Source organism: Actinoplanes sp. NPDC089786 (assembly GCF_040684855.1).
Classification (GTDB): domain Bacteria; phylum Actinomycetota; class Actinomycetes; order Mycobacteriales; family Micromonosporaceae; genus Actinoplanes.
The window spans coordinates 1556698-1572643 of record NZ_JBFBGU010000001.1; the positions used below are offsets into that span (position 1 = coordinate 1556698).

Consider the following 15946-nt stretch of genomic DNA (forward strand, 5'->3'; position numbering starts at 1 on the left):
CGCACTAGGATGCCTTCCCATGGCTCGCGTGCTCACTCCCCGTGCGGAGGACTTCCCCCGCTGGTACCAGGACCTGATCGCCAAGGCGCAACTGGCCGACAACGGGCCGGTGCGCGGCACGATGGTGATCCGGCCGGCCGGCTACGCCATCTGGGAGCGCATGCAGTCCGAGATGGATGCGCGGATCAAGGAGGCGGGCTCCGAGAACGCCTACTTCCCGCTGTTCATCCCGGAGTCCTACCTGCGCCGCGAGGCCGAACACGTCGAGGGCTTCTCGCCCGAACTGGCCGTGGTCACCCACGCGGGTGGCAAGCAGCTGGCCGAGCCGCTGGTGGTCCGCCCGACCAGCGAGACGGTCATCGGCGAGTTCATGGCCAAGTGGGTCGACTCGTACCGTGACCTGCCCCTGCTCCTCAACCAGTGGGCGAACGTGGTGCGCTGGGAACTGCGACCCCGCACGTTCCTGCGGACCACCGAGTTCCTCTGGCAGGAGGGGCACACCGCGCACGCCACCGAGGACGACGCCCGGGCCTACGCGCGGCAGATCCACTCCGACGTCTACGAGGACTTCATGGTCCAGGTGCTGGCCATGCCGGTCGTGCCGGGCCGCAAGACCAAGGGTGAGCGCTTCGCCGGCGCCACCAACACGATGACGCTCGAAGGCATGATGGGCGACGGCAAGGCCCTTCAGATGGGTACGTCGCACGAGCTCGGTCAGAACTTCGCGAAGTCGTTCGACATCACGTACACGTCGCCGGCCAGCACCGTCGAGCACGCCTGGACCACGTCCTGGGGCACGTCCACCCGGATGATGGGCGGCCTGATCATGACGCACGGCGACGACAACGGGCTACGGCTGCCGCCCCGGCTGGCGCCGATCCAGGTGCAGGTCATGGTGGTCAAGGCGGGCGAGGGTGTCGTCGAGGCGGCGGCCCAGCTGCGCGACGAGCTCAAGGCTTCCGGCGTACGCGTCAAGCTCGACGACCGGGCCGACGTGCCGTTCGGCCGCCGGGCCGTGGACGCCGAACTGCGCGGCATCCCGATCCGCATCGAGGTCGGGCCGCGCGACCTGGCCAGTGGCAACGTGGTGGTGGCCCGGCGGATCGACGGCACCAAGTCGTCCGTCCCGCTGACCGGGGTGCTCGCCGAGGTGACCGCCGCGCTCACCACCGACCAGCAGCGCCTGTACGACGACGCGCTGGCCTTCCGCGCCGAGCGCACGGTCGAGGTGAAGACGCTGGGTGAGGCGCTCGAGGCGGCCCAGACCGGCTGGGCCCGGCTGCCCTGGTCGGCCGTCGGCGACGAGGGTGAGAAAGAGGCCAACGGCAAGGCGGTCACGGTCCGCGCCCTGGTCCGCGAGGACGGGTCGATGCCCGACTCGGACACCGAGGACGGGCTCGTGGCGATCCTGGCGCGTTCGTACTGATGGGGTTCGAACCCGGCCAGGTGATCGTGCACCGCAACACCCGGCGCGGGCGCATCGCGTTCGCCCGCCCGGTCCGGGTGGTCTCCGACACGCCGCTCGGGCTGCTCGTCTGGCTGGAGCGACACTCGCCGGCCATCGGTGAGGTCTCGGCCGACGGCCGCGGCACCCGGGGCATGCCGTTCGCCGAGTGGGTGACGCTCGACTACACCCATCGCCCCGGCACGTGGATGGGCCCGGGCATCCTGATGCTCTTCCCGCCGGACGCGGACCACTCGGTCTGGTGGTTCTGGACCGACGAGGGCGTGTTCGACAGCTGGTACGTGAACCTGGAGGAGCGCGGCGTCCGGTGGGACGACGGCGCCGTGGCCGGCATCGACGTCGTCGACCAGGACCTCGACGTGGTCGTGCACCCCGACCGCACCTGGGAGTGGAAGGACGAGGACGAGTTCACCGAGCGCCTCGGCTTCCCCGACCACTACTGGGTGGCCGACGAGGCCGCGGTCCGGGCCGAGGGCCGGCGGGTCGTCAAGATCGCCGAGGCGGGGGAGTTCCCGTTCGACGGCACCTGGACCGACTTCGTCCCCGACCCGTCCTGGGAGCTGCCCGGCCTGCCGGACGGATGGGATCGTCCCCCGGTTCCTCGGTAGCTCCGGGTGTCTGGCACAATGGTGAGCTGGTATCGGTCCGCGCGAGGCGCCCTCTAACCCCTCGGTGCGCGATCAGGTCCAGACGAGGCATCGGTCCCGCAACCCCACGTGGGCTCCGTCGACTCACCCCACGCAAATCATTCGGGAGCGTAAAGAACCGTGGCCGTTAAGATCCGGCTCCTGCGGATGGGCAAGATCCGCAACCCGCAGTACCGCATCGTCATCGCCGACGCACGCACCAAGCGCGACGGCCGTGCCATCGAGTACGTCGGCATCTACCACCCGAAGGAGCACCCTTCGCTGATCCAGGTCAAGTCCGACCGGGTTCAGCACTGGCTCTCCGTCGGGGCGCAGCCCAGCGAGGCCGTGCAGCGCATCCTGGAGAAGACCGGCGACTGGCAGCAGTTCAAGGGCCTGCCCGCGCCGCCGCCGCTGCTCGTCGCGGCCGAGAAGACCGACCGCCAGGCGACGTACGAGGCCGAGGCCAAGGCGGCCGCCGGTGTCGAGGCGCCGGCCAAGGCCACCAAGCCGGCGAAGAAGGCCACCAAGGCTGCCGCCGCCCCGGAGGCCGCTGAGGCCAAGCCGGCGCAGACCAAGGCCGTCGACCCGGCCGAGCCCAACCGCGAGGCCGTCGCCGAGACCGCAGAGGACCCGGCCGGTGCCGGCGCCGACGCGAGCTGACGGGGCGCTCCGGCCCGCGCTGGAGCACCTCGTCAAAGGCATCGTCGACAACCCGGACGACGTCCGGGTGCGTCTGGTCGACTCGCGCCGCGGCAAGCGGCTCGAGGTCCGTGTGCACCCCGAAGACCTGGGAACGGTCATCGGGCGCGGCGGACGCACGGCCAAGGCGCTTCGGCAGGTCATCGGGTCGATCGGTGGGCGCGGTATCCGCGTCGACATCGTCGACGCCTACTGACCCGCGCCGGTCAGATGCTGCTCGTCGTCGGACACATCGGTAAGGCGCACGGCATCCGGGGCGAAGTCCTGGTCACCGTGCGTACGGACGAGCCGGAGCGACGTTTCGTGCCGGGGGCGGTGTTCACCACCGCCTCCGGCACGCTCACGCTCGAGGCTCTGCGCTGGCATCAGGGTCGGGTGATCGCCCAGTTCGAGGGCATCGCCGACCGGAACGGCGCCGAAGAATTACGCGGCACGGAACTGCGGGTCGACTCGGCCGGCATCCCGGAGCCGGAAGACCCGGACGAGTTCAACGACCACCAGCTCGTGGGTCTTCGGGTCGTGTCCGTCGGCGGCGATGAACTGGGCACGGTCGCTCGGATCGACCACGCGCCCTCCTCCGATCTGTTGGTTCTCGACAAATCGGGCGGCGGGTCGGCGTTGATCCCGTTCGTCACCGCGATGGTGCCGACCGTCGACCTGGCCGGTGGCCGGGTGGTCGTCGACCTTCCCGAGGGCCTGCTGGACCTCTGAGAGGCTCTTGTGCGCGTCGACATCGTCTCGATCTTCCCGGAGTACTTCGCGCCGCTGGAACTGTCGCTCATCGGCAAGGCGCGCGGCACCGGCCTGCTCGACCTGACCGTGCACGACCTGCGGACCTGGACGTCGGACGTGCACCGGACGGTGGACGACACCCCGTACGGCGGCGGGCCGGGCATGGTCATGCGGCCGGAGCCGTGGGGCCAGGCGCTGGACGCTGTCGCTTCCCCCTCGGCCACCCTCGTGGTCCCGTCCCCGGTGGGTAAGCCGTTCACCCAGGCCGACGCGCACGAGTTGGCCGGGCTGGACCACCTGATCTTCGCCTGCGGGCGGTACGAGGGCATCGACCAGCGGGTGATCGACGACGCGGCCACCCGGATGCCCGTGCGCGAGGTGTCGCTCGGCGACTACGTGCTGTTCGGTGGCGAGGTGGCGGTCATCGTGGTGCTGGAGGCGGTCACCCGGCTGCTGCCCGGGGTGCTGGGCAACGCCGACTCGCTGACCGAGGAGTCGTACGCGGCCGGTCTGCTCGAGGCGCCGGTCTACACCAAGCCGGCGTCGTGGCGGGAGCGGGACGTCCCGGAGGTGCTCCGCTCGGGCGACCACGGGCGGATCGCGCGCTGGCGGCGTACCCAATCACTGCTGCGCACGGCCTCGCGCCGCCCCGACCTGATGGACGTTTACCCGGCCGAGAATTTGGACAAAAAGGACAGGGCGGCGCTGGACGAGTACGGATTTCAGATCCCGCCTCCCGGTGTGGCAAAGTAGTGAGGTTGCCGTTCGCCCTCACGCCGTGAGTGGCGAGCGAGGACTCCGGTCAGCCGGGGTCAGTGGTACCCCATCTGCGCATCGAACTCCCGGTGCGCTGTGAGTAAGCAAGGATGCAGCGAAATGAACACGCTGGACGCTCTCGACGCTCAGTCGCAGCGCACCGACATCCCCGACTTCCGCGCCGGCGACACCATCAAGGTGCACGCCCGGGTCGTCGAGGGCAACCGCTCCCGGGTCCAGGTCTTCCAGGGCGTCGTGATCAGCCGTCAGGGCGGCGGCCTCCGTGAGACCTTCAAGATCCGCAAGATCAGCTTCGGCGTCGGCGTCGAGCGTACGTACCCGATCCACAGCCCGCAGATCGACCGGCTCGAGGTCGTGACCCGCGGTGACGTGCGCCGGGCCAAGCTCTACTACCTGCGTGAGCTCCGCGGCAAGAAGGCCAAGATCAAGGAGCTGCGGGAGAAGCAGAACGTCGGCTGACGGCCGTCGATCCGTCGGATGCGCCGAGAGCGAACTACTCTTGCGCCAGTGACGGATGAACTTCGTTCGCACTGCCGCCCGTATTCGTCTGTCGAGGACGTCTCCGGGCGGTAGTGCTGTATCCGGGGCCTGTAGTCCGGACGGCGGCGGGAGATGCGTAGCGTGGGACAGATGGGCGGCTATTCAGGTGGCTATCCGGGTGGGATGTCGCCGGGCCGGCGACCCCGCCGGGGCCGGATCATCCGGCGCAAGGAGATGCCCCTGTGGCAGGAGCTGCCGCTCCTGCTGATCGTGGCCTTCTGCCTCGCGGTTCTGATCCGCACGTTCCTGGTCCAGGCGTTCTTCATCCCCTCCGGGTCGATGCAGCAGACGCTCGAGATCAAGGACCGGGTCCTGGTCAACAAGGTCATCTACGACGTCCGTGACCCGCTGCGCGGTGAGATCGTGGTGTTCCGCGGCCCCGAGACCTGGGCCAGCGAGACGCCGACCGAGCCGATCAGCCAGACCTTCTCGGCAAAGCTCGGCCGCACGATCGGCGACCTCGTCGGCGTCAGCCGCCCGGGGGAACGCGACTTCATCAAACGGGTGATCGGGGTCGCCGGCGACAAGGTCGCCTGCTGCGATCAACAGGGCCGGATCACCGTCAACGGCGAGGCGATCGACGAGCCGTACATCTTCGAGAACTCCTCGCTGGAAGCCCCGCCCAACCCGAAGCAGTGCACCAGCCGGCGCTTCGCCGAGGTCACCGTTCCGAGCGACCAGCTCTTCGTGATGGGTGACCACCGCGGTGTCTCCCAGGACGCCCGCTGCCAGGGCCCGGTGCCGGTCGAGAACGTGATCGGGCGCGCCTTCGTGATCGTCTGGCCGACCAGCCGGTTCACCAGCCTGGACGTGCCGGACAACTGGAAGAACTTCGCCCTGGAGCCGGTCGGGATGCCGCCGGCCAAGGAACCCGACCCCGATCCGGAGACGGGGGCACTGATGCTCCCATTCCTGTTAACTGCGGGTTTGTCCGCGCGTTCCGGACTGCCGTTCGTGCCCCGGCGACGTAGGCTCCGATCGTGATTGACGAGCAGACCGAGAAGCGCTCCGGCTCCTTCTGGCGTGAGTTGCCGATCCTCATCGGCGTGGCGGTCCTGGTCGCCGTCCTGGTCCGGGCGTTCGTGCTGCAGACCTTCTACATCCCGTCGCCCTCGATGGAGCACACCCTCAACGTGCTCGACCGCGTGCTCGTCAACAAGCTCGTCTACGACTTCCGCGACCCGCGCCGCGGCGAGATCATCGTCTTCGAGGCGCCGAAGACCTGGCAGAGCGGCACCGAGGGCGAAGACTTCATCAAGCGCATCATTGGCCTGCCCGGCGACCACGTGATGTGCTGCGACGACAAGCAGCGCCTGACGATCAACGGTCACGCGATCGACGAGCCGTACATCTACACCGACGCCGACGGCACCCGGAACGCCGTGGCCGACGAGCCGTTCGACATCACCGTGCCGGCCGGTCGTCTGTGGGTCATGGGTGACCACCGGGAAGCCTCGGCCGACTCGCTGGAACACTGGGAGACCTCCCAGAACATCCAGGAGGCCACGATCGAGGACAAGTCGATCGTGGGGCGCGCGTTCACCGTCTTCTGGCCGGTGAACAGGGCGACCTGGCTGTCGGTGCCGGACACCTTCAACGGCGTACCGGAGCCTGCCGCCGCCAAGTGACCGCCCGCGGTCGAGAGATCGACCGTCGGCGCAATAAGGTGGGTGCCGTGACCGTCCTCGACCGCCGTGCCGCACGAGTCGTGCTCGTCGATCGGGCCGACCGTACCCTGCTGCTGCGCGGGAGTGATCCGGCCCGGCCCGGCCTCCGCTGGTGGTTCACCCCCGGCGGCGGCCTCGAGCCGGACGAGACGTCGGCCCAGGGCGCCGCCCGCGAGCTGTTCGAGGAGACCGGCCTCCGGGTCAGCCCGGACGATCTCGGCCAGCCGGTCTGGCACCAGGTGACCGAGTTCAGCTACGACGGCCGGACCTTTCGGCAAGATCAAGACTTCTATTTCGTACGGATCGACGAGTGGGAAGTCGACACCGCCGGTTTCGACCCGGAGGAGCGTGCCACCATCGACGCACATCGGTGGTGGTCGGCCGACGAGATCGCCACCTCGGACGAGCAGATCTTCCCCGCCGAGCTGGCCGACCTGCTCCGCCGGCTCGTCGGTGGTGCCTGATGCTGACCCCCGCACGCACCGTGATCCGCCGGGAAGGCGGCCTCTACGCCCTCGAGCGGGCCCTGCAGCGCCGCGGCTTCCGCAACGTGGCCGGGGCCGACGAGGCCGGTCGTGGCGCCTGTGCCGGCCCGCTGGTGGCCGCCGCGGCCATGCTGCCCGAGGGCAAGCGCGGCGAGATCGCCGAACTGGCCGACTCCAAGCTGCTCACCCCGCTGGCCCGCGAGCGGGTCTACGCCGAGGTGGTCAAGCGCGCCCTCGCCTGGTCGGTGGTCGTCATCCCGCCCGCCGAGGTCGACCAGCGCGGCCTGCACGTGTGCAACCTGGCCGCGATGCGCCGGGCGCTGGCCTCGCTCACCACCCGGCCCGACTACGTGCTCACCGACGGCTTCCCGGTCGACGGGCTGGGCGCGCCCGGCCTGGCCGTCTGGAAGGGTGACCGGATCGCCGCCTGCGTGGCCGCGGCCAGCGTGCTCGCCAAGGTCACCCGGGACAGAATGATGGTCGAGCTCGACGGGCAGTACCCCGACTACGGTTTCGCGGAACACAAGGGCTACATCACCGACGAGCACAGCGCGGCCCTGACCAAGCATGGGCCGTGCGCCGAGCACCGTTTCTCGTACGTGAACGTGGCCGCCGCCTCCGGCCGCGGCAACCGCCCGCCCCGCGCTCGGCGCCCGGCGGTCACCACGGCCGAGCCGCTTACGCTGTGGCCTGCGGAGGGGGGTACCGTCGGCGTGGCGTCGGGCGAGCCGCCGGGGCGATCGCCAGCGGTGGGGGAAGATGAGGTTATGGAGGGCGAGAAGCGATGAGCGCAGAAGATCTCGAGAAGTACGAGACCGAGATGGAGCTGCAGCTCTACCGGGAGTATCGCGACATCGTCCGCCAGTTCTCCTACGTCGTGGAGACGGAGCGCCGCTTCTACCTCGCCAACCAGGTCGACCTGCACGTCCGCAACTCCGACGGCGAGGTCTACTTCGAGGTCGAGATGCATGATGCCTGGGTCTGGGACATGTACCGGCCGGCGCGCTTCGTCAAGAACGTCCGCGTGATGACGTTCAAGGACGTCAACGTGGAAGAGCTCGAGAAGCCCGACATCTCGTTGCCGGACAACGCCGGGTTCGGCGGCTAGTTCTTCGGTCATCCGGCTAGTTCTTCGGTTATCCACAGGGCCCCCTCGGGGGCCCTTCTGGTTGGGCATGCTTTCCCGCATGCTGTTGCTGCTTCTCGCGTTGATCTTCGGGCCGGTGGCGCCCGGGGTGGTCGTTCGTCCCTTCGACCCGCCGGCGGCGCCGTGGCTGGCCGGGCACCGCGGGGTTGATCTTTCTGCCGTGGTCGGGGCGGCAGTGGTGGCGCCCCGGGACGGGACGGTCCTGGTCGCCCGGGTGATCGCCGGCCGCGGGGTGATCACCGTGTCGCATGCCGGTGGGCTGCGGACCACCTACGAGCCGGTCACGGCCGCGGTTGCCGTCGGTGACGTGGTCCGGGCCGGCGACGTTCTGGGGCGGGTGGATGCGGGGCATCCGGGGTGTCCGTCCCCGGCCTGCCTGCACTGGGGGCTGCGGAGCGGTGATGTCTATCTCGACCCGATGGTTCTGCTGGGGCGTGGGCGGGTGCGGTTGCTTCCGCTCTGAGATGCGTGTGGTCGTGTCTGTCACTGACACAGGCAGTTCTCCACGCGGTCGGCCAGCGCGGAGACCGACAGCCGGCCATCGAGTTCGAGGGTGGCGGTCCGGCGGATCAGGGGTTCGACCTCGGCGACGTAGCGGGTGATGTCGGCCTGCTGCTCGGCGGTCTTGCCGTAGGGGTTGTTGGTCCGGGCGCGCACCCGGTCGAGCAGCACCTCCAGCGGGACGCGGAGGTAGATCACGTGCTCGAACCTGTCGTAGAAGCGGCCCTGATTCTGCGCGGTTCCGCCGACGGCGATGGTGGGGTGCTCGGCGAGCAGCGCGCTCATCCTGGGCTCGTCCCACAAGGCGCCGGGCAGCTCCCAACCGTCGTAGTCGGTGTCGACGGTGGTGTAGCCGCGCCGGGCGACGGCCTCGAGGAGGGTGCTCTTGCCTGCGCCTGACATTCCGGTGAGCAGCACTCGCGCCATGCCTAAGGCTATGTCCCGCCCACCGCCAGGCGGCTTTGGTGTCGCCCGTTGCGCTTGGCGGTGGTAGGTCTGGGCGGTATTAGGGGGCGGGATGGCGCTTTGGGCTACCACCCGGTGGGTGGGTGGACCCTAGCGGCGGCGGGGGCGGTGCGGTGGGCCGCGTTAGCGGTGGGGGTGACCACTCACTCAGGGTGCAGGGAGGGCGGGCGCGGAAGCGGAGCGTGTGGCCGCCCGGACTGGCCTCGGCGGGAGCAGCGGTCTGTACCCACCACCCCGCTGCGACATCTGGTTCTTGATCTTGGGTTGGGAAGGGCGGTCAGCGTTGGAGGGGGCGTAGGAAGTCGGGGAGGCGGGCGGCCAGGCGGTGGTAGTCGTCGGGGGTGTTGTAGATCTGGGCGCTCAGCCGCAGGTAGCCGCGGCCGCCCCAGGCGTTGATGGCCGTTTCGATGGAGAGCTGGTCGGCTATGTGGTCGCGTAGGCCGTGGGCCTCGGGGGTGGTGGTGGCCAGGCCGGCGGGCAGGGGGACGACGCGCATCGATACGTGGGGGTCGCCGGGGTCGGGAAGGTCGTCGGGGGCGTAGCCCAGGGACTCGCCGACCACGCGTTGGCCGTAGGCGGCCAGGGCGGCGTTGTGGGAGCGGACGGCGTCGGCGCCGAGGGTGCGCAGGACGAACAGGCCGGTGGGGGCGGAGAGCCAGGCGGTCGGGTCGAGGGTGCCCTGGAACTCGACGTTGTGGGGGAAGCCCTTCTCCTGAGCCCAGGAGACGACCAAAGGGTCGATCTTGCGGCGCCACGGGGAGGCCACCGACAGGAGGGCCGTGCCGCGCGGGGCGAAGGCCCATTTGTGCAGGTTGCCGACCCAGAAGTCGGCGCCGAGGGCGGACACGTCGACCGGGAGCATGCCGGGGACGTGGGCGGCGTCGACCAGGATGGGGATGTCGTGTTCGCGGGCGGCGGCGGCCAGGTCGCGAACCGGGAAGGCCTTGGCCGTGGGCGAGGTGATCTGGTCGATCACCAGGAGTTTGGTGCGGCCGGGCCGGAGGGCGTTGCGGATGCGCGAGACCACCTCGGTGTGGGTGGCGGTCAGCGGAAGGGCCACGGTGCGGGCGGTGGCGCCGGCGCGGCGGCACTGGCGGCGGACGGCCAGGGCCACGGCGCCGTAGGCGTGGTCGGTCATCAGGACCTCGTCGCCGGCGCTGATGCGCACCGACTGGAGGATCAGGGAGACGCCGATCGTGGTGTTGCCGACCAGCGCGCTGCCGTCGGGGTCGGCGCCCAGGAAACCGGCCACGTGCCGGCGGGTGTGCACAACACGGTCGTCGAGGCCCTGGTGGAAGAACTTCATCGGGTTCGACTCGGCCTCGTCGCGCAGCCGCTGCTGGGTTCGCTGCACGCTGATCGGGACGGCGCCGAACGAGCCGTGGTTGAGATAGGACACGGCCGGGTCGAGCGAGAACAGCAGGCGCGCGCCGGGGATGGCGGGTGGCGGTTCTCTCATCACTGAAGGGTAGATGATCAGGCCCGGGGGTGGGCCTGCTTGAATGCCGCGCGCAGCCGCTCGGTCGAGACGTGCGTGTAGATCTGGGTGCTGGACAGCGACGAATGCCCGAGCAGGTCCTGCACGGCGCGCAGGTCGGCGCCGCCGTCGAGCAGGTGGGTGGCGGCGGAGTGGCGGAGGTCGTGCGGGCTGGTGTGCGGCAGGCCGCGGGCCTGGGCGGCGGCGGCGACGATGCGGCGCACGACGGTCTGCTGCAGGCGGCCGCCCTTGAGGCCGACGAACAGGGCCTCGCGCTGGGTGGTCAGTCGAGGGCGGCCCCGGTCGCGCCAGCCGTCGAGGGCGCGCTGGGCCGGCAGGCCGTACGGAACGGTCCTCTCCTTGGCGCCCTTGCCGAAGACCCGGAGCACGCGGCGGCCGTCGTCGATGTCGGACAGGTCGAGGCCGCACAGTTCGCTGACCCGGATGCCGGTCGCGTAGAGAACCTCGAGGACGGCACGGTCGCGCAACTCGATCGCGGCGGCCACCGGATCGTCGGTGACCGCGGCCGCCGGGGCCTCCACCAGCTCGGCCGCCTGGTCGCTGCGCAGGACGGTCGGCAGGTCACGATGTGCCCGTGGGCTCGACAGCATGGCGCCGGCGTCGTCGCCGGCCCGGCCCTCGCGATGGGCCCACGCGGTGAACGCCCGGGCCGCGGCCGCCCGCCTCGCCTGGGACGTCCGCGCCGCGCCCTCCCGCAGCCGCGCCGCCAGCCAGCTCCGGAGAACAGCGATGTCCAGGTCGGCCGGCGACGCGCAACCCTCCCGCGCGGCGTGATCAAGGAGCGAGACCACATCCCCGAGGTACGCCCGGACGGTGTGCGCCGACCGGTTCTCGACCCGTGCCAGGTGCAGGCCGAACTCGTCGGCCGCCTCGCGCATCGCCGGCGGCAGCGCCTCGTGGATCTCCCGCGTGCTCATCGCCCTTGACGGTCCGCGCTCGACCCGCGGGCGTCAAGGACCTATCCTGCCGTGGTGCGGCGCGCCCTGGTGATCATCGGCATGGCCCTGTCCCTGGTGGGCTGTTCCTCGAACGAGGAACCAGAGGCCAAGACCGGGCTGGGCGAGCGCAACACGGCCACCCGCCAGTTCACCCTGCCGTCGAAGAACATCGGCTGCCTGGTGACCGCCGAGTCGGCCCGCTGCGACATCGGCGAGAAGACGTGGCAGCCGCCGGCCAAGCCCGCCGACTGCCAGCAGGCGTGGGGGAGCGCGATCACCGTCACGGCCGAGGGGGCCACGCTGACCTGCGCCGGCGACACGGTGATGGGCGCGGCCGAGATCCTCGACTACGGCAAGGCGGTCCAGGTCGGCGACTTCGTCTGCAACAGCGCCAGCGCCGGCGTGCGTTGCACCCATGCTCCGTCGGGCCGGGGCTTCACGCTTGCGCGGGCCGAGTTCAAGATCTTCTAGCTGGGGTACGCGCGCCGGATTGTCGTACCCGCTTCTTACGGTGTTGCCATGGAGCCTTCGCCTTCCCCTTCGCCTTCGCCTGTGGTGCGGACGCCCAGGGGCAGACTTCGGGCGACCGCACCACAGGGGTCGGTCCACCGTCTCAGATGGACGGTGCATTGATGCCGACGCTAGGCGTGATTGGTGAGCTTCGACAACCCTCCGGATGGTTGCGAAAACCGTCCGCTAGGGGTGCCGATCTTCCCGAAGATGTGGCCCGTCCACCCCATCGGCGGCGGTCGCGGGTTCGGCTGGCGGGCCATGGTTATGGCCTGCGGGGCTGCTGTTACGGCCGGCGGAGGTGGACGCGATCGGCTGGGTGGACCTTGATGGTGCCGTCGGTCGACGTGACCACGAGCACGGGGACGCCTTCGCCGAGCCGGTACGACCGGCGTTCCGCGTCGGTGGGCATGCGGGCGCCGACCCGGTCGCCGCGGGCGAGCACGATGACCTCGACCTGTTCGGGCACCCGCACGAACGTGCCGCGCGGCCGCTCGACGCTGACCAGCCCCTCGGTGCGCAGCTGGGCAATGGCCTGCCGAACCGTGGTGCGGCTGATGGTGAACTCCTGCGCCAGCCGCAACTCGCTGGGCAACGGGTCGCCGGGACCAAGCTCGCCCGACTCGATCTGGTTCCGCAAGATGTCGGCGAGCTGCCGGAAAACCGCGCGGTCGGCCGAGGGGTCGATCATGTTACCCAGCTTACGTGGCCACGATGCTCCATCACGTTGTACGTACAGTCCCATGTAGGTATGATAGTTCTGCCGCACTGAGAAGGCCGAGCTAGATCGGGCGGCGGGTGGCGACGGTCGGTTGGCTCCATCGCGAGGGCGCGTCCCGAGCGGTCTCCTCCGGCCGTCGCCCACCTTATCCAGACCACTGTGGATTCCCGATGCGACAGGCCGTGCCTGCGCTGCCTTAGAGCATCGCGGCCGTGACTGGCGAGTGTGGACTTTCGGTTCTTCATCGCTTTGATGCGACCGAGTTGATCGCGTTGGGCCTTGGACTTGGCCGGACCTTGTCTTGCTGGACCTTGTCTTGCTGGACCTGCCGGGCTGGGCCGACGGGGTGGGCCGGGGCCGGGGCCGGGGCCGGGGCCGGGCTGGGCGTGGCTTGGAACGGGCTGGGGCGGCGGGCCGGCTATGGCCTCCAAGTGTTCGCCACCTCGTGGACTCGTCGCCTGGGCGGTCCCCGGTGGTTACTGCGATGGAGGCTCTGGAGCCGGACTTATCGTCTTCGCCGTGTCAGCTCGGTGGCGCGGTCAGGGTTTCGGCCCTGGGATCGCCCACTCCAGGAACCGTTCGAACAGGTCGGGCGGCGGACTCTGCCCGTTGGCGGTCATGTCTTCCACGGCATCCGTCAGCTGGTTGACCAGATAGATGCACAACACGGATGGGAAGTGCCGGAACTCGTCCAGCAACATCTCCTTCGCTTGTGGGCAGGGCCAGGGCTGCTCGCAGGTGCGGCAGTCCCATGAGGGGCGGACCCAGAAGTGCTCGATCCGCTGCGCTTCCATCACCAGGCGCTGGCTGGTGGCGCGGGTCGATCAGCTTGCCGGGATCTGCTGGCCTGCGCGGGAGTGAGGTTCCCTGCCCGCCCGACCTGGTGCCCGTCATCGTCGTTGTCGCGTGTCCTGCTCCGCATCGCAGGACGACCCTTCGCCGACTGTCGACTATGGGCGGTCGACTGGTCTCTGCCGGAACTGGGTTGGTTGGACCGGGGTCTCGGCCTGGCGGCTGCTCTGTCTCCGGTGCTGAGCCGCGAGGGATGTGGCAACGGTCTTGCAGCGGCTTCGCTTCTGGGCGGGAGGCTTGGGGAGGCCGCGTCTGGCGCGATGGGCGCCGGGGGTGCGGTTGGGCGGCTTGGGGTGGTGGGGCGTTGTGGTCGGGAGTGGTTGAGGTGGGGGCAGCGCTGGGTTGTCGGGTGCGTCGCCTTGGTGGGGTTGGTGAATGTGGCGGCCGTGTGGGCCATCGGGTTGAAGGGGGGACTCGAATCGGTTCGGTTGTGTGACGGGTGGGTGGTGGGAAGGATTCCGGCAATGGCTGGAATGGACGGTCGTGGCATTGGCCGAATGGTTTCGGCAATGGTTGGTGAGGCGAACCAAGGAGGGGCGACGGCGCATTCCGGTGTTGGTTCGACACCTGTTTCGGCAGTGATCGCGGGGAGGACCAGCGTGGGCTCTACCAGCGCGGTCTCCGTTGCCCTGTCGACGCAGGGCTCGGGGAGGCCGCAGGAGCAGCGGCGCCAAAGGGTGCGCCAGCTGCGGCGGTGTAGTGGTGCCAACGGCACCGGCGAGGGTGACTCGCGTCTGGTGTTCATGAGGCTAGCCTAGTTGACCGACGACTAGCTGTCTCCCGTGAAGTTGATAAAAGACTAATAGTCTCGCGCCTACGGTGATCTCGTGGCAGCGAAGCAGATCCGACTGATGGGTGCGCACGAGATCCGCATCCGCCTGGGTGGGGTCAGTCGGCAGCGGGCGTACCAGATCACCAGCCGCGCCGACTTCCCCAAGCCCGTCGCCGATCTCGCCCAGGGCAAGGTCTGGCTGACCGAGGACGTCGAGGGGTGGATGAAGGTCCATCGCCGCGACATCGACGACCCCGAGGACTGAGCCGGCCGGCTCCCGCGAGTCACTCACTGACAGCCTCCTGATCTTCTGACTTCCCCGGCGCCGGGGAAGCGGTTGCCGCTGCGCCGCGGTTCCGGGGCGCCGATGGGCGCAGCGTGACTCGGCCGTTGGGGTGGCGGGTTATCAGGTTGAGGGTCTCCAAGAGGGACAGGCGGCGGAGAACCGTGCGCAGGCTCAGGCCGGCCTTGGCCGCCAGCTCGGCCGGGTCGGCGGGGCCGCGGCTGGGAATCGCCTCCAGCAGCAGGGCCGACTCTTCGTCGAGATGGTCGCGCTGGTGTTCGGGGCCGCGCGGGCGCTCCGCCTCGTAGTCGCCGATCTTCCCGATCTCTTCCAGCACGTGGGGGAGGCCGGTGACCATGCGGACGGCCGGGTTGGCGCGGATCAGCTCGTGGCAGCCGACCGACATGGCCGACGTGACCGGGCCGGGCACGACCATCGCCTTGCGGTGCAGCTCCAGGACCCGGCCCAGCGTCTGGACGGCGCCGCTGCGGGCGGCCGCCTCGACCATCACCGTGCCGTGGGTGGCGGCGGCGATCACCCGGTTGCGGATCAGGAAGCGGTGCCGCAACGGCTCCGAGCCGGGCGGCCACTCGCTGATCAGCAGACCGGTCTCGGCGATCCGTTCGAACATGGAGGCGTTCCCGGACGGGTACGGCCGGTCGACCCCGCAGGCCAGCACGGCCACGGTACGACCGCCGGCCGCCAGCGCCGCCCGATGAGCCGCCGCGTCGATGCCGAACGCCCCGCCCGACACCACCGTCCACTCGTGCTCGGCCAGCCCGTACGCGATATCGGTCGTGACATGGGTCCCGTACCCGGTGGCCGCCCGCGCGCCGACCACCGCGACCGACTTCTCCAGGATCTCGCCCAACGGCCAGCCGCCGCGCACCCAGACACAGAGCGGCGGCCGGACGTCGCGGTTGATCTTCCCGGGCGTGGGCACCTCGAGCGTGGCGAGCGCCTCCACCCCGGCCGGCCACTCGTCGTCGGTCGGGATGACGATCCGCGTCCCCAGCCGCTCCGCATGGCGCAACGCCGCCTCCGCCAGCCGCCGCGCGTCACCTTTGGCACTGCGCGCCGCCACTCCCGTACGCAGAGCCGAGTCCTGAGCCCGCCCAGCGAGCAGCACGTCCAGTGTGGACGGAGCACCGACCTGTTGGACCATCGTCCAGATCGCGCGATTGCCGGGCTCGGCCAGCCAGGTCAGCGCGACCCGGGCGGCCACATCCTCGTCCCGATCCGCCGGCGAGCTGTCCCCAGCCACG

The 15946-nt window shown here is 70.1% G+C and carries 20 protein-coding genes and 1 pseudogene; 15 read left to right on the forward strand and 6 right to left on the reverse strand.

Going from position 1 to position 15946, the window contains the following annotated elements:
• The first annotated feature begins 19 nt into the window (after nt 1-19).
• The 13 genes and pseudogenes from proS to AB0O15_RS07585 form a co-directional block, all read left to right on the forward strand.
• A complete protein-coding gene (proS, locus tag AB0O15_RS07525; protein ID WP_364315338.1) occupies nt 20-1426 on the forward strand; it encodes a proline--tRNA ligase in 1407 nt (468 codons plus the stop codon).
• Nucleotides 1426-2073, forward strand: a complete 648-nt coding sequence (locus tag AB0O15_RS07530) for a DUF402 domain-containing protein (protein ID WP_364315341.1) — start codon at nt 1426-1428, stop codon at nt 2071-2073. The genes proS and AB0O15_RS07530 overlap by 1 nt, the downstream gene beginning before the upstream one ends.
• Before the next feature lie 159 nt (nt 2074-2232).
• Nucleotides 2233-2754: a 30S ribosomal protein S16 gene (gene rpsP, locus AB0O15_RS07535; protein WP_364315344.1), complete on the forward strand. Its 522-nt coding sequence runs from the start codon at nt 2233-2235 to the stop codon at nt 2752-2754.
• The gene (locus tag AB0O15_RS07540) at nt 2732-2989 is read left to right on the forward strand and encodes an RNA-binding protein (RefSeq protein WP_014447131.1); all 258 of its coding nucleotides are present in this window, start codon (nt 2732-2734) and stop codon (nt 2987-2989) included. The genes rpsP and AB0O15_RS07540 overlap by 23 nt, the downstream gene beginning before the upstream one ends.
• Before the next feature lie 17 nt (nt 2990-3006).
• The gene (gene rimM / locus AB0O15_RS07545; RefSeq protein ID WP_364317113.1) at nt 3007-3504 is read left to right on the forward strand and encodes a ribosome maturation factor RimM; all 498 of its coding nucleotides are present in this window, start codon (nt 3007-3009) and stop codon (nt 3502-3504) included.
• 9 nt (nt 3505-3513) lie between these two features.
• Nucleotides 3514-4278 carry a tRNA (guanosine(37)-N1)-methyltransferase TrmD gene (trmD, locus tag AB0O15_RS07550; protein ID WP_364315347.1) on the forward strand — a complete coding sequence of 255 codons (765 nt, stop codon included), beginning with the start codon at nt 3514-3516 and terminating at the stop codon, nt 4276-4278.
• Nucleotides 4279-4401: 123 nt separating this feature from the next.
• Entirely contained in the window at nt 4402-4761 is a 360-nt protein-coding gene (rplS, locus tag AB0O15_RS07555) for a 50S ribosomal protein L19 (protein WP_364315350.1), read from the forward strand.
• 204 nt (nt 4762-4965) lie between these two features.
• Nucleotides 4966-5826: a signal peptidase I gene (gene lepB, locus AB0O15_RS07560; protein WP_364317116.1), complete on the forward strand. Its 861-nt coding sequence runs from the start codon at nt 4966-4968 to the stop codon at nt 5824-5826.
• Entirely contained in the window at nt 5823-6470 is a 648-nt protein-coding gene (gene lepB, locus AB0O15_RS07565) for a signal peptidase I (RefSeq protein ID WP_364315353.1), read from the forward strand. The genes lepB (AB0O15_RS07560) and lepB (AB0O15_RS07565) overlap by 4 nt, the downstream gene beginning before the upstream one ends.
• Nucleotides 6471-6517: 47 nt before the next feature.
• Nucleotides 6518-6973 (forward strand): NUDIX domain-containing protein, encoded by a 456-nt coding sequence (locus AB0O15_RS07570; protein ID WP_364315356.1) that lies wholly within the window; start codon nt 6518-6520, stop codon nt 6971-6973.
• On the forward strand, nt 6973-7782 hold the full coding sequence (locus AB0O15_RS07575) for a ribonuclease HII (protein ID WP_364315359.1): 810 nt from the start codon (nt 6973-6975) through the stop codon (nt 7780-7782). The genes AB0O15_RS07570 and AB0O15_RS07575 overlap by 1 nt, the downstream gene beginning before the upstream one ends.
• Nucleotides 7779-8102, forward strand: a complete 324-nt coding sequence (locus AB0O15_RS07580) for a DUF2469 domain-containing protein (protein ID WP_285682857.1) — start codon at nt 7779-7781, stop codon at nt 8100-8102. The genes AB0O15_RS07575 and AB0O15_RS07580 overlap by 4 nt, the downstream gene beginning before the upstream one ends.
• 130 nt (nt 8103-8232) lie before the next feature.
• Nucleotides 8233-8604: pseudogene (locus AB0O15_RS07585) on the forward strand (peptidoglycan DD-metalloendopeptidase family protein); the annotation flags it as partial.
• 20 nt (nt 8605-8624) lie between these two features.
• Here the strand turns inward: AB0O15_RS07585 and AB0O15_RS07590 are convergent.
• The 3 genes from AB0O15_RS07590 to AB0O15_RS07600 all read right to left on the reverse strand — a co-directional run bounded on the left by AB0O15_RS07590 (nt 8625) and on the right by AB0O15_RS07600 (nt 11522).
• Complete coding sequence (locus tag AB0O15_RS07590; protein WP_364315361.1) at nt 8625-9068, reverse strand: AAA family ATPase; 444 nt, start codon at nt 9066-9068, stop codon at nt 8625-8627.
• Nucleotides 9069-9384: 316 nt separating this feature from the next.
• Nucleotides 9385-10566, reverse strand: a complete 1182-nt coding sequence (locus AB0O15_RS07595; RefSeq protein ID WP_364315364.1) for an aminotransferase class V-fold PLP-dependent enzyme — start codon at nt 10564-10566, stop codon at nt 9385-9387.
• A 17-nt stretch (nt 10567-10583) separates the two neighbouring features.
• Entirely contained in the window at nt 10584-11522 is a 939-nt protein-coding gene (locus AB0O15_RS07600; RefSeq protein ID WP_364315366.1) for a tyrosine recombinase XerC, read from the reverse strand.
• Nucleotides 11523-11576: 54 nt separating this feature from the next.
• Here AB0O15_RS07600 and AB0O15_RS07605 point away from each other — a divergent pair, with 54 nt between their 5' ends.
• Nucleotides 11577-12014 (forward strand): DUF6636 domain-containing protein, encoded by a 438-nt coding sequence (locus AB0O15_RS07605; RefSeq protein WP_364315368.1) that lies wholly within the window; start codon nt 11577-11579, stop codon nt 12012-12014.
• A 325-nt stretch (nt 12015-12339) separates the two neighbouring features.
• On the opposite strand, the gene AB0O15_RS07610 is transcribed toward AB0O15_RS07605, so the two are convergent.
• Both AB0O15_RS07610 and AB0O15_RS07615 read right to left on the reverse strand, forming a co-directional pair.
• Complete coding sequence (locus tag AB0O15_RS07610; protein WP_364315370.1) at nt 12340-12744, reverse strand: winged helix-turn-helix domain-containing protein; 405 nt, start codon at nt 12742-12744, stop codon at nt 12340-12342.
• A 569-nt stretch (nt 12745-13313) separates the two neighbouring features.
• Nucleotides 13314-13568 carry a hypothetical protein gene (locus AB0O15_RS07615; protein WP_364317118.1) on the reverse strand — a complete coding sequence of 85 codons (255 nt, stop codon included), beginning with the start codon at nt 13566-13568 and terminating at the stop codon, nt 13314-13316.
• Between the two features lie 909 nt (nt 13569-14477).
• On the opposite strand from AB0O15_RS07615, the gene AB0O15_RS07620 reads away from it, so the two are divergent.
• Complete coding sequence (locus AB0O15_RS07620; RefSeq protein WP_364317120.1) at nt 14478-14663, forward strand: DNA-binding protein; 186 nt, start codon at nt 14478-14480, stop codon at nt 14661-14663.
• A 19-nt stretch (nt 14664-14682) separates the two neighbouring features.
• Here AB0O15_RS07620 and AB0O15_RS07625 read toward each other — a convergent pair whose 3' ends face one another.
• Nucleotides 14683-15945, reverse strand: a complete 1263-nt coding sequence (locus tag AB0O15_RS07625; RefSeq protein WP_364315372.1) for a DNA-protecting protein DprA — start codon at nt 15943-15945, stop codon at nt 14683-14685.
• Between the last annotated feature and the right edge of the window lies 1 nt (nt 15946).